Source organism: Kribbella sp. NPDC048837 (genome assembly GCF_055586945.1).
This window is the reverse complement of record NZ_JBVJHF010000005.1, coordinates 307,701-322,276: the sequence shown is the minus strand read 5'-3', so window position 1 is coordinate 322,276 and position 14,576 is coordinate 307,701. Positions and strand designations below refer to the sequence as shown.

General features: G+C 69.7%; 15 protein-coding genes. 7 read left to right on the top strand and 8 right to left on the bottom strand.

The annotated features are described in order from the left end of the window. Positions 1 to 170: 170 nt before the first annotated feature. Together ACZ6O0_RS24985 and ACZ6O0_RS24980 are read left to right on the top strand one after the other, a co-directional pair. Positions 171 to 329: a DUF5679 domain-containing protein gene (locus ACZ6O0_RS24985; protein WP_012922897.1), complete on the top strand. Its 159-nt coding sequence runs from the start codon at positions 171 to 173 to the stop codon at positions 327 to 329. A gap of 149 nt (positions 330 to 478) precedes the next feature. Continuing rightward, positions 479 to 1,789 carry an ABC1 kinase family protein gene (locus tag ACZ6O0_RS24980; RefSeq protein WP_465767382.1) on the top strand — a complete coding sequence of 437 codons (1,311 nt, stop codon included), beginning with the start codon at positions 479 to 481 and terminating at the stop codon, positions 1,787 to 1,789. Positions 1,790 to 1,812: 23 nt separating this feature from the next. Here the strand turns inward: ACZ6O0_RS24980 and ACZ6O0_RS24975 are convergent, their stop codons facing one another. Together ACZ6O0_RS24975 and ACZ6O0_RS24970 are read right to left on the bottom strand one after the other, a co-directional pair. Continuing rightward, positions 1,813 to 3,255, bottom strand: coding sequence for an MFS transporter (locus ACZ6O0_RS24975; RefSeq protein WP_465767381.1), 1,443 nt, complete (start codon positions 3,253 to 3,255; stop codon positions 1,813 to 1,815). A 737-nt stretch (positions 3,256 to 3,992) separates the two neighbouring features. Beyond that, positions 3,993 to 4,166, bottom strand: a complete 174-nt coding sequence (locus ACZ6O0_RS24970) for a hypothetical protein (protein ID WP_465767380.1) — start codon at positions 4,164 to 4,166, stop codon at positions 3,993 to 3,995. A 54-nt stretch (positions 4,167 to 4,220) separates the two neighbouring features. Between ACZ6O0_RS24970 and ACZ6O0_RS24965 the strand changes: the two genes are divergently transcribed. Further along, positions 4,221 to 4,748 carry an NUDIX domain-containing protein gene (locus ACZ6O0_RS24965; RefSeq protein WP_465767379.1) on the top strand — a complete coding sequence of 176 codons (528 nt, stop codon included), beginning with the start codon at positions 4,221 to 4,223 and terminating at the stop codon, positions 4,746 to 4,748. A gap of 616 nt (positions 4,749 to 5,364) precedes the next feature. On the opposite strand, the gene ACZ6O0_RS24960 is transcribed toward ACZ6O0_RS24965, so the two are convergent. The 4 genes from ACZ6O0_RS24960 to ACZ6O0_RS24945 form a co-directional block, all read right to left on the bottom strand. Continuing rightward, positions 5,365 to 5,583 (bottom strand): hypothetical protein, encoded by a 219-nt coding sequence (locus ACZ6O0_RS24960; RefSeq protein WP_465767378.1) that lies wholly within the window; start codon positions 5,581 to 5,583, stop codon positions 5,365 to 5,367. 30 nt (positions 5,584 to 5,613) lie between these two features. Further along, complete coding sequence (locus ACZ6O0_RS24955; RefSeq protein ID WP_131285495.1) at positions 5,614 to 5,901, bottom strand: WhiB family transcriptional regulator; 288 nt, start codon at positions 5,899 to 5,901, stop codon at positions 5,614 to 5,616. A gap of 149 nt (positions 5,902 to 6,050) precedes the next feature. Next, on the bottom strand, positions 6,051 to 6,248 hold the full coding sequence (locus ACZ6O0_RS24950; protein WP_465767377.1) for a hypothetical protein: 198 nt from the start codon (positions 6,246 to 6,248) through the stop codon (positions 6,051 to 6,053). A 393-nt stretch (positions 6,249 to 6,641) separates the two neighbouring features. Further along, on the bottom strand, positions 6,642 to 8,765 hold the full coding sequence (locus ACZ6O0_RS24945) for an ATP-dependent DNA helicase UvrD2 (protein ID WP_465767376.1): 2,124 nt from the start codon (positions 8,763 to 8,765) through the stop codon (positions 6,642 to 6,644). Between the two features lie 99 nt (positions 8,766 to 8,864). Here ACZ6O0_RS24945 and ACZ6O0_RS24940 point away from each other — a divergent pair, with 99 nt between their 5' ends. Both ACZ6O0_RS24940 and ACZ6O0_RS24935 read left to right on the top strand, forming a co-directional pair. Beyond that, positions 8,865 to 9,104: a mycoredoxin gene (locus ACZ6O0_RS24940; protein ID WP_465767375.1), complete on the top strand. Its 240-nt coding sequence runs from the start codon at positions 8,865 to 8,867 to the stop codon at positions 9,102 to 9,104. Between the two features lie 98 nt (positions 9,105 to 9,202). Next, positions 9,203 to 11,587 (top strand): DUF6923 family protein, encoded by a 2,385-nt coding sequence (locus ACZ6O0_RS24935; RefSeq protein ID WP_465767374.1) that lies wholly within the window; start codon positions 9,203 to 9,205, stop codon positions 11,585 to 11,587. Here ACZ6O0_RS24935 and nudC read toward each other — a convergent pair whose 3' ends face one another. Continuing rightward, complete coding sequence (gene nudC, locus ACZ6O0_RS24930; RefSeq protein WP_465767373.1) at positions 11,588 to 12,511, bottom strand: NAD(+) diphosphatase; 924 nt, start codon at positions 12,509 to 12,511, stop codon at positions 11,588 to 11,590. Positions 12,512 to 12,550: 39 nt separating this feature from the next. Between nudC and deoD the strand changes: the two genes are divergently transcribed. Then, positions 12,551 to 13,264 (top strand): purine-nucleoside phosphorylase, encoded by a 714-nt coding sequence (deoD, locus tag ACZ6O0_RS24925; RefSeq protein WP_465767372.1) that lies wholly within the window; start codon positions 12,551 to 12,553, stop codon positions 13,262 to 13,264. A gap of 125 nt (positions 13,265 to 13,389) precedes the next feature. After that, positions 13,390 to 13,797: a hypothetical protein gene (locus ACZ6O0_RS24920; RefSeq protein WP_465767371.1), complete on the top strand. Its 408-nt coding sequence runs from the start codon at positions 13,390 to 13,392 to the stop codon at positions 13,795 to 13,797. A 6-nt stretch (positions 13,798 to 13,803) separates the two neighbouring features. On the opposite strand, the gene ACZ6O0_RS24915 is transcribed toward ACZ6O0_RS24920, so the two are convergent. Then, positions 13,804 to 14,460 (bottom strand): TetR/AcrR family transcriptional regulator, encoded by a 657-nt coding sequence (locus ACZ6O0_RS24915; protein WP_465767370.1) that lies wholly within the window; start codon positions 14,458 to 14,460, stop codon positions 13,804 to 13,806. Positions 14,461 to 14,576 lie beyond the last annotated feature (116 nt).

Sequence of the window (14,576 nt, the reverse complement as noted above, 5' to 3'; positions counted from 1 at the left end):
GATTCCAGCGGCACGCGGGCCGGGAGGTGCGCTTGAGCGTGAGCCAGGCTGCCGTAGGGTGAATCCCGACTGGGCCGAACGGCCTACGGCAGAACGGTCTGCCGTTAGCATCCACGACGGCCGCGGGGTCGGAACCCCGGGCTGGTATTCAGAGCAAGGAGAGGGCCCTCATGGCAGAGACCTGGAGCGGCGAGTTCTACTGCGTCAAGTGCAAGGCCAAGCGCACCGCCGACGGCGAGGTCAAGGTCAACGACAAGGGCACGCGCATGGCCAAGGCCAAGTGCCCCGAGTGCGGTACGAACCTGAACCGGATCCTCGGCAAGGCCTGACGCACCAAGTCGTAGGGGCGGTGACCGGCACGTTGCGCGTGCCGGACGCCGCCCCTCCGTGGTCCACAGCCGCAGTACGGCGAACGCCGTACCCGACCCGCCGGTGACCCGGCCGGACAGGCACTTGGGTGACCGGACAGAATGGGAACGTGTCGGACCTTCCTCGTAAGGCGCTGAGCCGGACCGCGAAACTCGCCAGCCTGCCCCTCGGTGCCGCCGGGCGGGCGACGGTCGGCCTGGGCAAGCGCATCGGCGGCGCTCCGGCCGAGACCGTGCTCGCCGAGTTCCAGCGCCGGACCGCCGACCAGTTGTTCGCCGTCCTCGGCGAGCTCAAGGGCGGCGCGATGAAGTTCGGGCAGATGCTCAGCCTGATGGAGTCCGCGATGCCGGAGGAGCTCGCGGCGCCGTACCGGGCCACCCTGACCAAGCTGCAGGACTCCGCCCCGCCGATGCCGGCCTCGACGGTGCACACGATCCTGTCCCGGGAGCTGGGCAAGCGCTGGCGGGACCGGTTCGCCGAGTTCGACGACCTGCCGGCCGCGGCCGCGTCGATCGGACAGGTGCACCGCGGCGTCCTGATGGACGGCCGCGAGGTCGCGATCAAGCTGCAGTACCCGGGCGCCGCCGACGCCCTCCGCGCGGATCTGCGCCAGCTCGGCCGGTTCGCCCGGACCTTCGGGACGTTCGTCCCCGGGCTGGACATGAAGCCGCTCGTCACCGAACTGCAGGAGCGGATCGGCGAGGAGCTCGACTACGACCGCGAGGCGCAGGCCCAGCAGCAGTACGCCGACGCCTTCAAGGACCACGACGAGTTCGTCGTGCCCCGCGTCATCAAGCACTCCCCCTCGGTCATCGTGTCCGAGTGGATCGAGGGCCGGCCGCTGTCGTCGTTCATCACCGACGGCACCAAGCAGGAGCGCGACGAGATCGGGCTGAAGTACGTCCGGTTCATGTTCAGCGGACCGAAGTACGCCGGCCTGCTGCACTCGGACCCGCATCCGGGGAACTTCCGGGTGATGGCCGACGGCCGGCTCGGCGTGGTCGACTTCGGGCTGTGTGCCCGGCTGCCGGACGGCCTGCCGCCCGCGATCGGGCGGCTGCTGCGGATCTCCCTCGAGGGCGACGCCGCGGCCGTGCTGGCCGGGCTGCGCGAGGAGGGCTTCATCAAGCCGCGGATGGAGATCGACCCTCACCAGCTGATGGACTACCTGTCGCCGTTCGCCGAGCCGGCCCGGGCCGAGACGTTCCAGTTCAGCCGGGCCTGGATGCGGGCCCAGGCGAACCGGACGGGCGATTTCCGCTCCCCCAGCGCGTCGATGGCGCTCAAGATCAACCTCCCGCCGTCGTACCTGCTGATCCACCGCGTGTGGATCGGCGGCATCGCCGTACTCTCGCAGCTCGAGGCGGAAGCGCCGTTCCGGTCCGTCCTGGAGGAGTTCCTGCCCGGTTTCACCGACTGAGCCGTTTCACCGACTGGGCGGCTTTACCGGCTGAGCGGCGGGGTCGCGCGGAGGGTGACCGCCAGCAGGATCGCGATGGCGGTCAGGGCCACGGCGGTGATGCCCGCGGCGAGGTGGAAGCCGCTGGTGAAGGCCTCGCGGGCCTGGGCGAGGACGTCGGCCGGGACGCCTTGGGTGATCGCCTCGCCGAGAGAGTTGCCGCCGCGGCCGCCCATCTGGCTGCGGTACACCGCGGTGACCACGCTGCCCAGGATCGCGATGCCCAGCGCGTAGCCGAACTCGTTGCCGGTCTGTGTCAGCGCGCCGGCGGTCCCGGCCTTCTCCGGCGGGACCGACCCGATCACCAGGTTCGTCCCCAGCGTCACCAGCGGCGCGGCACCGATGCACTCGACCGCGAACGCGAGCACCAGGACGGTGGTCGATGTCGCCTGCGTCATCACGGCCATCCCGACAATCGTGAACGCGATGCCGGCGGGAATCAGTACGCCCGGCCGGATCCGCTGCGCCAACCGCGGCGCCACCTGGAAGGCGATGGTCGAGGTGATCATGCCCGGCACCAGCGCGATCCCGGCGGCCAGCGGGGTCATGCCTTGCACGAGCTGGAAGTACTGCGCGACGAACACCATGACGCCGCCGGACAGCATCGAGTACGACATCATGCTGCCGAGCGTCGCGCTGAAGGTCCGCCGGGTGAACAGCCGTACGTCGACCAGCGGGTCGGCCAGCCGACGCTGACGGCGGACGAAGACCCAGCCGAACACTCCACCGACCAGCAGCGCCCCGACGGACTGAACCCCCGCACCGTGCGACGCCAAGTGCTTCAGCCCGTGAATCGCCGGCAGGATGGCCACCAGCGACAACAGCACACTAGGTCCGTCGATCCGCCCGGCCCGCTCGTTCCGGTACTCCGGCAGCAGCACCGGACCGACCACCAGCAGCACAACCATCGCCGGTACGCCGATCAGGAACGCCGACCCCCACCAGAAGTGGTTGAGCAGCACGCCACCCACGATCGGGCCAACGGTCGCCCCGACGGTGAAGCAACCGCCCCACACTCCCAGCGCCGTCGCCCGCTGCCGCGCATCCGGGAACAGCGTCGAGATCAACGACAACGTGCACGGCGCGATCGCGGCCCCCGCGATCCCCAGCACCGCCCGGGCACCGATCAGCATCCCCGGACTGACCGAGTACGCCGCCACAACCGAGGCCACCCCGAACACACCAGCCGCAACCAACAGCAGCCGCCGCCGTCCGATCCGGTCCCCCAGGTTGCCCATCGTGATCATCAGCCCCGCGACCATGAACCCGTAGACATCCAGAATCCACAGCTGCTGACTACTCGTAGCCCCCAGCGCCTCGGTCACCGCCGGCACAGCCAGCAACATCACAAACAAATCCAGCGACACCAGCAACGTCGCCAAACACAACACACCCAGCGCAACCCACGGCCGCCGGCCGGTAACCACAGCCCCACCTTCGGTGGTGAACGCCATCATCAAACCCTTCCCCAGGAGTCCCGTCACCCCTGCGTCGGGCAGCTCCCCCCGATTTCGACATCCCCCGGGTAGATCCGTCGGAGCGTCGGCCCGGCGGGGTACGGCGCCGCCCGGGAACCCGTCCGTGGGCGAGCCGCCGCCGGGGAGTACCTCGAAGCGGACGCACGCCGGGCACGGGTCGACCACACCCGCCCGCCACAACAGCCCGTCCGCGCCGCTCCAGCCCGACGATCACGGCACCCGGACTGCCGACCCGCCCGCCCATCCCTCACCAGTTCGCGCCCACTGGAGGCAGCTACCAGGACTGCTACCCCGAAGCGCCGCCCTCCCACCCGCAGCCGCGTCCACCAGAGCCCTTGACGCCAACCACGCCGACCCGCGCCCCGGCCCCGCGCCCGCCGCCGAAGGCGGCCACATCCTGCAGCCACGAAACGGCGACCGCCTCACTTGCCCCCTCGCCCAGAGCACCGACGCCACCACGCCGACCCATGACCCAGCCCCGCGCCAACCGCCCAGGGCGACCAACTAAGCAGCCGCCGCGAAGCTGCAACCGCGTGACGTACCCCTTCGCCCCCAGAGCACCCGATGCCAACCACGCCGATCCGCGACCCGGCTCTGCGCACGCCGCCGCAGGCGGCAAACAGGACTGCCGCCGCGGAGCGATGGCCTTTCCGGGGGCGGCGTGCTTTTGAGGCTCGCTTGCCTGGTTACCAGTAGACGGTGTCTAGTTTGCCTTCGATGTTGCGGACGTTCTCCCGGGCGCATCGGTCGCAGTACAGGAGCTTCCGTCCGTCCTCCACCGACGTCGCCCACGTCAGCGGGACGTCCTCCGACTCGGCCTGTTGACCACACAACCCACAGGTCGCTCTCACCATGCGCATCAGTCTGCACCTCCCCGGGCACCGGTCCCCCGCCGGGCCCCTATGCTCCCCAGCATGCGCTGGGAAGTTCATGCGGAGGAAGAGGTCTGGGCCAGTCCGTGGTTGAGCGTACGGCGGTTGGACGTCGAGCAGCCCGACGGGCGCCGGGTGGACTACCACGCGGTGCGGCTGAGTGACGTCGCCGCCACGGTGGTGACCGTCGACGGGAGGGTGCTGCTGATGTGGCGGCACCGGTTCCTGACCGACACCTGGGGTTGGGAGCTGCCGATGGGCATCATCGAGGCCGGCGAGGCTCCGGCTGAGGCGGCCGCACGTGAGCTCGAGGAGGAGACCGGGTGGCGGGCCGGGCCGCTGACCGAGCTGATCCGCTCGCAGCCGGGGGCCGGGATCATGGACTCGACGCATCACGTGTTCCGCGCGGTGTCGGCGACGTACGGCAGTGAGCCGACCGAGCGAAACGAGTCAGACCGGCTCGAGTGGATCCCGCTGGCCGACATCCCGGGGATGATCGCCCGGCACGAGATCGTCAGCGGCATCACCCTGCTCGGCCTGCAACAGACGCTGCTCCAGGAACGCGACTGAGACGAGCGTGGCCGGGGGCGCGGCCGGGGTGGGTGGCCGCGGGGCGCGCGTGGCTAGGGGCGTGGCTGAGGACGTGGCCGAGGAGTTCGGCTGAGACAAGCGTGGTCGGGGTGCGTGGCACGAGGTGCGCGGCCGGGGGCGCGTGACCGGGGGCGTGGCCGAGGAGTGGTGGCTGAGACGAGCGTGACCGGGGGTGGCACGAGGGGCGTGCCGGGGTGCGCGGCCGGGGCCGCGCGGCCGGGGCCGCGCGGCCGGGGGCGCGTGTCCGGGACCTGGCCGGGGGGCGTGGGCCGGCGGTGCGTGGCTGAGGGACGTGGCCGAGAGGCGCGGCCGGGCGCGTGGGCCGGCGCGTTGCCGGCGCCGCGTTGATGAGGGGCCGTGACCCGGGGGTGTGGCCGACGTCGCGCGGCCGAGGAGCGTGGCCCGGCGCGGCCGAGGAGCCTGGCCGAGGAGCCTGGCCGGGCGCGTGGGTGAGGGGCGTGGGTGAGGGCGGCTGGGTGTGGCCGAGGGGCGGCGCCCTGGTGGGTGCCGCCCCTCGGTGGTTCAGCTGGTCAGGCTGGCCTGCCGGGGTGGTCCTCCTTGCGGACCGGTCCCGGCGGGCGGTGTGGCTGGTTGATCAGACCAGGCGGGCGAGTGCGAGGCGCGCGCGTGCGCTGGCCCTCTCCGCTCGCCGGCTGGCCCGCTCGGCCTGCTTCTGCGCCTTCTCGATCTGGTGAGCGAGGCGGAAGCGCCGGTTCTGCTCTGCGTCGTGCAACGAGCTACGACAATGAGCACGGGCGAGATCTTCGTGAAGTAAATGCATCTCAGTTCTCCTGTGCGAAATCTGGCTGGTCATGGTTCGGAGTCTCGATTCGGATTGGTTTCGTCAGGCCGCGGTTACGGTGTCACTCTTGCGGGGACGCCCACGGGGCCGCTTGCGCGGAACCACCACACCCTGGACGAACAGCTCGCCACCCCACACTCCCCACGGCTCGGAACGCTCGAGCGCTCCGGCCAGGCACTCGGCCTTCAGCGGGCAGGTCGTGCAGAGAGACTTCGCGTACTCGACGTCCGCCGGCGATTCGGCGAAGAAGAGTTCTGGCGCGTAGGACCGACAGGGCAGGTCCTGCGACGTTGCCACCTCGGTGAAGACATCGAGGAAGCTAACGCTCATTCCGGTCACCTCCCAGTGACTTTTGGTTGCTGATCTCTTGTCGTCGGTGACTGCCGCCGGTTGACGGCTGCCAAATTCAGGGACAAACAAAAGGGCCGCGGGACCCTTTTCGGGTTCCGCGGCCTTGGAGGTGCCGGCTCTGACAACTGTCAGACCGGTGGACTCCATGCTCGAGAACCCGAACCGCCGTACTTCACATCGCCCACAGCTCCGCCCCGGAACGGGGTAGCGCTGGAAGCCATGAGCACAACGGTCGCGACGTGCAGACGCGGCGAGGCACCCTGAATCGGGGCGCACGGCAGCGCGGCAGCGTTGCTGAACGGCTTCTTGACCGTGTTGGTGATCATTCCAGGGCACCTCCTCTCGTTGTGGCGAAGCGGGCGGTTAGCTCGATCGCTATGGTGGTTTGAAGTTTTCGGCCAGGCTTCGACCGCAGAAAGAACAGTACGCCGCCGGAGTCGGAGCCCGCAAACTATTTATCGCCAGTTTGCGAACTTGGCCGGAAGTTGCCGCCCCGGCGACCGGATCTGGCTGCCGCGACAGGCTTCCGGCACGCTCCGGGACGCCGTCCGCACGCTCCGGGATCGTTGCCTCTGTCACCTAAATGCCACGTCTGCCAGGAGCAGAACTCGGCACGTCCTCCAGAGTGCGCCTCGAACCCCGTGCCTGGCAACAGATTTCTGCCCGGAAGGGCAACCCGGCCGCAGCCAACGCTTGAACCTGGCGGCACGCGAAGCGCGCTAGGCGGTGCAGAGGTTGAGGATGTGCTCGCCGTACTTGGTCAGCTTGGTGTGGCCGATGCCGGGGATCTTGCGCAGGGACTGCTCGTCGGTCGGCCGGGTCTCGGCGATCGCGGTCAGGGTGGCGTCGGTGAGGATGACGAAGGCGGGCATCCGCTCGGTCTCGGCCTGCTCGGTGCGCCAGGCGATCAGAGCGTCGTACAGCTTCTGGTCGATGGTGGACGGGCAGTCCTCGCAGCGGCCGAGCTTCCGGGCGCCCGGGTCGAGCAGGCCCCGGCCGCAGACCCGGCACTTGGGGATGGGCCGGCCGGACCGGCTGGAGCGGGCCTCGGGGGACGGGCGCTCCCAGCCGACGGACGACGAGTTCCACTCGGTGCGCGCCGTACGAACGCCGATCGGGTCGAGGAACCGGGTCGGCCCGCGCTGACCACGGCCGCCCGGTGAGCGTGACGTCGACCAGCTGACGAAGAGCTGCCGCTTCGCCCGCGTGACGCCGACATAGAACAGCCGCCGCTCCTCCTCCACCTGCGCCGGCGTCTGGGCGTAGCTGATCGGCAGCGTCCCCTCGTGCGCGCCCACGATGAAGACACAGTCCCACTCCAGCCCCTTGGCCGCGTGCAGCGTCGCCAGCGTCACCCCCTCGGCCAGCGGCGCGTGCTGGATCGACGCACGCCGGTCCAGCTCCGTCATCAGGTCGCCCAACCGAGCCGAAGGATTGGCCGCGGCGAAGTCGGACGTCATCGTCACCAGCGCGCTCAGCGACTCCCACCGATCCCGCACCGCACCCGTCCCGGTCGGCGGCTCGGGCGTCCACCCGGCCCCGCCGAGCACCCCGGTGACCACCTCGACGAGGTCGTCCGACACGTCCCCGGCCTTCGCCTGACCCCGCAGCAGTACGGCGGCCTGCCGGATCTCGGCTCGCTCGAAGAACCGCTCGGCCCCCTTCAGCACGGTCGGGATCTTCCGCTCGGCCAGCGCCTGCTCGAAGTTCTCCGACTGGGCGTTGGTCCGGAACAGTACGGCGATGTCCCGCAGTGCGACGCCCTCGTCCTGGAGCCGGGTGACCGCCCGCGCCACCGCGTCCGCCTCCGCGACCTCATCGGAGTACTCGCGGTAGACCGGCGACGGACCGGCCTCCCGCTGCGACCGCAGTGTCACGCGTCCCGGCAGACCCGACGGACCGGCCGCGTCCAGGATCTTGTTCGCGACGTCCACGATCTGCGGGGTGGACCGGTAGTCCCGGACCAGCTTGATCAGCGTCGCCGACTTGTGCCGGGACGCGAAGCGCACCAGGTTCTCCGGCTCGGCGCCCGCCCACGAGTAGATCGTCTGCGCCGGGTCACCGACCACACACACGTCCTCGCGACCACCCAGCCACAGGTCGAGCAGACTCTGCTGCAGCGGCGAGACGTCCTGGTACTCGTCCACGACGAAGGTCCGGTACTGCCGCCGGATCTCGGCCGCGACCCGCTCGTCCTCCGCGAGCAGCGCGACCGCGCAGAGCAGCACGTCCTCCAGGTCGATCCGCCCGCGCTCCAGCTTCACGTCCTCGTACGCCGCGAAGATCCGGGCGATCGTGGCCGGGTCGAAGGCCGCCAGGGTCCGGCCCGCGCGCGGAGCCAGCCGCGCGTAGTCGTCCGGCCGGACGTTGCTCACCTTGGCCCACTCGACCTCGCCGGCCAGGTCGCGCAGGGCGGGGGTGTCCACCCGGACCCGGCAGCGCGACGCCGCCTCGGTGAGCAGCGGGAACTTGCGGTCCGCGATCTGTGGCAGCTCCCCGCCGTACACCTTGGGCCAGAAGAACCTCGCCTGGCGCAGCGCGGCCGAGTGGAAGGTGCGCGCCTGCACGCCCTCGACCCCGAGCTGCGCGAGCCGCCCACGCATCTCACCCGCCGCCCGCTGGGTGAACGTCACGGCCAGCACCCGCAGCGGGTCGAAGGTCCCGGTCCGGACGCCGTACGCGATCCGGTGGGTGATGGCCCGCGTCTTGCCCGTCCCCGCTCCGGCCATCACCACGACCGGCCCGTGCAGGGTCGTCGCGACCGCCCGCTGCTCCGGATCGAGCGCCTCGAGCAGGGCGTCCGCGGACGCGGAGTGTGTGAGATCGCTCACGGACGGGGACATCAGGGAACAGCACCACCTGCGGCAAGGTTCGGATATGTCGAAGGCAACCCTAGACGGGTCGCCCGACAGAAACCCCTCCCACTCTCAAGGAGTCAGCCGATGCCGGCTTTCACCATGTACTCGACGCCCTGGTGCGGTTACTGCCACCGCCTGAAGGGTCAGCTGAAGCGGGCCGGTATCGAGTTCACCGAGGTCGACATCGAGCAGCAGCCGGACGCGGCGAAGCTGGTCGAGAAGATCAACAACGGCAACCAGACCGTGCCGACCGTGGTCTTCCCCGACGGCACCGCGATGACGAACCCGTCGCTGGCCCAGGTCGCGGAGAAGCTCGTCGCCTGATCTTTCCGGAACCCGGGCGGGTCATATCGCCTGAGTTATGGACATTACGGTCATGACCGTTATACCTTCCTGTGAACAACGTCGCAGGGAGCCCGCCCATGATTCCGCGCCGTCCACTCCGCCTTGCCTTCGCACGCGCCGTCGCGACCCTGACCGTCACGCTGGGCCTCCTGGCCAGCGGCGGCCCGGGCGCGACCGCCGGGCCGCCTGATCCGACCGGGACAGGAGAACTACCCTTCCCGTTCCCGTCGGAGAACGGCCCGATCCAGCCGCCGACCACTCCGTTCGGACCGGCGGACGACGTCATCCGCGACCTCGGTTCGCCGGTCAGTTCGCTGACCGTCATGGAGGGCGCGGTCGGCCGGCTGCCCGACGGACGCGACGTCGTGTACGCCGTACCCGCCGGTGAGAACGCCCGTCTCAACGTGGTGGACCTGCACACCCGCCAGCTGATCAGCGCGACGCCGCTGCCGGGCGCCGCGGGCGGATGGGCGATCGTCGTGGCACCGGACGGCAGCGTCTACCTCGGCACCTACCCGAACGCGCACCTCTACCGCTACAGCCCCGCCACCGGCACGGTGACCGACCTGGGTCAGCCGATTCCGGGCGAGTCCCAGATCTACGGCCTGACCGCCGACCGGAACGGCAACGTGTACGCCGGGACCTATCCGACGGCTCACGCCTTCAAGTACGACCCGTCGAACGGACAGGTCACCGACTACGGCTCCCTCGACCCGGTGCAGCAGTACGCGCGGTCGACGGTCTACGACCCGGATCACAACAAGCTGTTCGTCGGCGTCTCCACACCGAACGCGAGGCTCCTGCGCATCGACGTGGCGACCAAGGCGGTCGAGGACATCACTCCCCCGGGCACCACCGCGAAGGACTTCATCGACCTGGACTACGCCGGCGGAAAGGTCTTCGCCAACGCCAGTGGCCGGCTGGTCGTGGTCGACGCGGTCACCGGTGAGCAGGTCAAGTTCACCGACTCCGCCACCGGTACGCAGGTGATGGACTACCCGATCGCCGCCCGCGGCGTCTCCGCCGCCGGTCCGGGTGGCGTGTACTTCACCAACAACACGCTGTCCCTCACGCACTACGACCTCGACACCAACACCGTCGGTCCGGTCTCACCGCCGCGGACGGTGACGCGTGGCGCCTCGATCGGGTACGGCTGGGTGACCGAGAACGGCGTACCGGTGCTGTACGGCCTGGCCGGCAACTACTCCGGTGGAACGTTCCGGTACAACCCGGCGGACGGGACGCTCGCACAGTGGAGCTCACCGTTCCAGTACGTGCCGTCGCCGCTCATGCACGAGCTCGCCGATCCCAGTACCGGCAAGGTGTTCGTCAACGTCTACCTGAACGGGTCCACCGGCATCTTCGACCCAGCCACCGGCAAGACCACGATCACCACCCGGCAGGGACAGGTCGAGGGCTGGAACTGGGACGGCAACGGCAAGCTGTACGTCGGCATCTACCCGTACGGCCGCCTGTCCCTCTGGGACCCGACCGCCCCGGACAGCCCGACCAATCCGAAGGAACTGTTCAGCCTGGTCGACAGCTACCACCAGAACCGGCCGGTGTCCGTCGTACCGGCGGGCAACCGTGTGTACGTCGGAACCACTCCGGCGTACGGCGAGTACGGCGGTGCACTGACCGTGCTCGATGTCCCGACCGGTGCCTACACCGTCTACCGCAACCTGGTCGCCGACCAGACGATCGCGTCCGTCCTGCCGATCGGCGCGGACGTGTGGGCGGGCTCCGGCATCGAAGGCGGCCAGGGCACCGTGCCCAAGGCCACCGAGGCCCACCTGATCAAGGTCGACCCGTCGACCGGCCAGGTGCTGTCCGACATCGTGCCGGTGCCCGGCGCGGCCAGCATCAACGAACTGATCGCCGGACCGGACGGCAACCTGTGGGGCCTGGCGGACGGGATCGTGTTCGTGGTCAAGCCGTCCACCGGCCAGGTGATCCGTCAGCTCCCGGTGTTCAGCGGAGTCACCGGTGCCAACGACGGAGCGCTGTCCTGGCGCGACGGCTACCTGTACGGCGTCACCGGCGGTCGACTGTTCGTCCTGGACATCCTCAGCGGCGAGTCGACGATCCTGCGCGACCACGGCCTCAACCGGCTCACCCAGACGCCGGACGGCACGTACTACACACTGCTGCGGCCGGACGGCTACACCAGCCCGACCAACCTGGGCTCGTACACCCCACCGGCCGACACCTGTCCGCAGTCCGACATCCGGGCCGCAGTGTGGACCGGGAACATCAACAGCCACGTGCAGAACCGCTTCGTCAGCTATGGCTGCACACTGACCGATGTCCTGCCCGATGCGAAGGCGGACTGGCCGAGCCATGCCGCCTACGTCGTCGCCGTGGACAAGAAGCTCAGGCAGCTCGAGTCCGACGGCACGGTGGAGCGCTGGGAGGGGATCCTGATCCGCGTCGCCGCCGCCCGATCGGACGTGGGCCGGTGATCACCAGCTTCCGGTGAGCTCCTCGCCGTACCAGCCTTCGATCAGGCGGCGGGAGATGGAGATGTTGCCGGGGAGGGCCATCGTGCCGGCTTCGACCAGCGCACGAAGGTCCTCCCGGGTGAACCACTTGGCCTCGGCGATCTCGTCGGCGTCCACCTCGATGTCGAAGGCCGACGCCTTGGCGTAGAAGCCGAGCATCAGGCTGGACGGCAGTGGCCACGGCTGGCTGCCGGCGTACTCGATCTCGGGTCCGACGACCACACCGGTCTCCTCCAGGACCTCACGCCGTACGGCGGCCTCGAGCGACTCGCCGGGCTCGACGAAGCCGGCCAGCGTCGAGTACCGCCCTTCCGGCCACGCCTCGTTGCGGCCGAGCAGTGCGCGGTCCTGGTCGTCGGTGACGAGCACGATGATCGCCGGATCGCTGCGCGGGAAGTGCGAGCGGCCGCACACCGGGCACTGCCGGACATGCCCGGCCTCGATGACCTCGGTGTGCGCACCACAGTTGGCGCAGTGCGTGTGGACGGCGTGCCAGTTGGACAGTCCGATCACGTTGACCGCGATGCCCGCCTCCCGGTCGTCCAGGACCGCGCCGATCTCACGCAGGCCGCCATACGACTCGTCGGCCTCGCTGCCGACCAGTACGGCGAACACCGCGCGGCCGTCCGCGGTCTGGCCGGCGCCGGAGTCGCGGTCGATGCCCAGGAAGACCCGGACGCCCTCGGGCGCGTCGGCGGGCGGCACGAAGAGCAGTGCGGTCCGGTCGGGGATCAGCCGCAGCTTGTCCTCGGACACCACGACCACCTGCGTGTCGGGCGCGGCCCAGGCCTTGGCCAGCCACTCTTCGTCACGTCGGCGGTCGGCGGCCCGATCCAGAACGGACCGGGACAGCGCTAGGGAAGCTGGAGCGATGGAGTAGGCCACATGACTCAACATATCCCGGCCGCGTGAGAGCATCCCCGCATGAGTATTCACATCGCCGCCGAGAAGGGGCAGATCGCACCGCGCGTGCTGTTCCCCGGAGACCCACTGCGGGCCAAGTGGATCGCCGAGACCTACCTGTCGGACGTGGTCTGCTACACCGAGATCCGGAACATGTTCGGGTTCACCGGCACCTACAAGGGTGAGCGGATCTCCGTGCAGGGCTCCGGCATGGGCCAGGCGTCCGCCTCCATCTACGCGAACGAGCTGTTCGAGGAGTACGACGTCCAGACCCTGATCCGGGTGGGCACCTGCGGCGCGCTGACCGAGGCGGTCCGGGTCCGCGACGTGATCGTGGCGATGTCCGCGAGCACCGACTCGCAGATGAACCGGCTGCGCTTCCACGGCATCGACTACGCGCCGACCGCGGACTACCAGCTGCTCCGCGCCGCCGTGGACGCGGCCGAGGCGGCCGGACTGAACGTGCACGTCGGCCAGGTGTTCTCCGGCGACCTGTTCTACAACGACCGTCCGGACCTGGTCTCGCGGACCGCGGAGTACGGCGTCCTCGGCATCGAGATGGAGGCCGCGGCGCTCTACACGCTGGCGGCGAAGTTCGGCCGCCGGGCGCTCGGCATCATGACGGTGTCGGACCACCTGATCACGCACGAGGTGACCAGCGCGGAGGAACGGCAGACGACGTTCTCCGAGATGATCACCATCGCCCTCGACGCGGCGATCGAGGTGCCGGTCTGAAGCGGGTCGCCACCGCCCTGGCTGCCCTGCTGCTCCTGACCGCGTGCTCCTCGTCCGGGGGCGAGAAACCCAACGACGAGAAACCGGCCGAGACCCAGGCGTCGACGGCCAGTCCGACGCCGACCGTGCTGTCGACCATCAACACCACCCAGGTGGTCGCAGCCTTCACCGGCGCCGGCTACAAATGCGTCCCGGACGTCGCGTACGTCACCTGTACGTCGGGGGCCGCGTCGGTCGGGCTCCTCACCGGCTCGCACCCACGTCCCCCGGTGGTGTCGGTGCACGCGGCCGGGCCGGTCGAGACCTCGTCGGCCGAGATCTCCAAGGTGCTGCCGCAGGTCCTCGAGCTGGCCCACATCAACCAGGGCGCGGAGATCGCCGCCTGGTTCGACCAGCAGAAGGGTCAGACCACGGGCCAGATGACCGCCGGCGACTGGCTGGTCGAGTTCTCGGCCGAGGTCGACACCGATGAACCCGGCGCCAACCTCACCCTGACCGACAAGCTCTGCAAGGTGAACTGCCAGGCGGAGTAGCTCCGGCTAGGCGACCAGCTTCGGGAGGACCTGCTTGACCCGATCGGTCAGCCGGTCCGGGACGTTGTCCGCGTCCTCGGCGTACGCGACGACGGCCTGCTCGAACAGGCCGTCGACCAACGCGTACGCCGTGGGCGCGTCGACCGTCGGCGTGGTCCCGGTCAGGTCCGCGTAGCGGGTGAGGATGCGCCAGATCATCTGCTCGAGCAACTGGTCGATCGCGACCACATCCGGTCGCAGCTGCTCCTCGAACATGCTCTGGGCCCGCAGGTCGTACCAGAGCCGGTGCATCGGGGTCTCCTCGACCAGCGTCTGCGTCATCTTGCCCAGGAACCCGATGGCCAGCTCGTCGCCGGAGGTCGCGGTCTCGACGACCTCGTCGTACCGCTGGGCGCACTTGGTCTTGTAGTGCCGCACGCAGTAGCTGATCAGGTCGATCTTGTCGCGGAAGTAGTAGTGCACGACGCCGTGGGTGAACTCGGAGTTGTTCGCGATCTCCCGCAGGCTGGTCCGCGCGTACCCGAGCTCACCGAGGGTCTTCAGCGCCGACTCGGCCAGCGCGACCCGGCGGCGTTCGATCTTGTCGATCCCCGAGACCCGGGCGGGCCGGTCCTCCTGCGCGGCGTTCGCCGAGGTCACGCCACCACCCACTCCCTGTCGCACGGCCGGGTTCGTTCGCGTCAGCGTACCCCGCCACGGGCCAGGCGCGTCCCGTGGCGGGGAGATTTCTTGACAAGTGTCAAACAAAGTCTTGACGACTGTCAAAAGCCTGGCCAGAG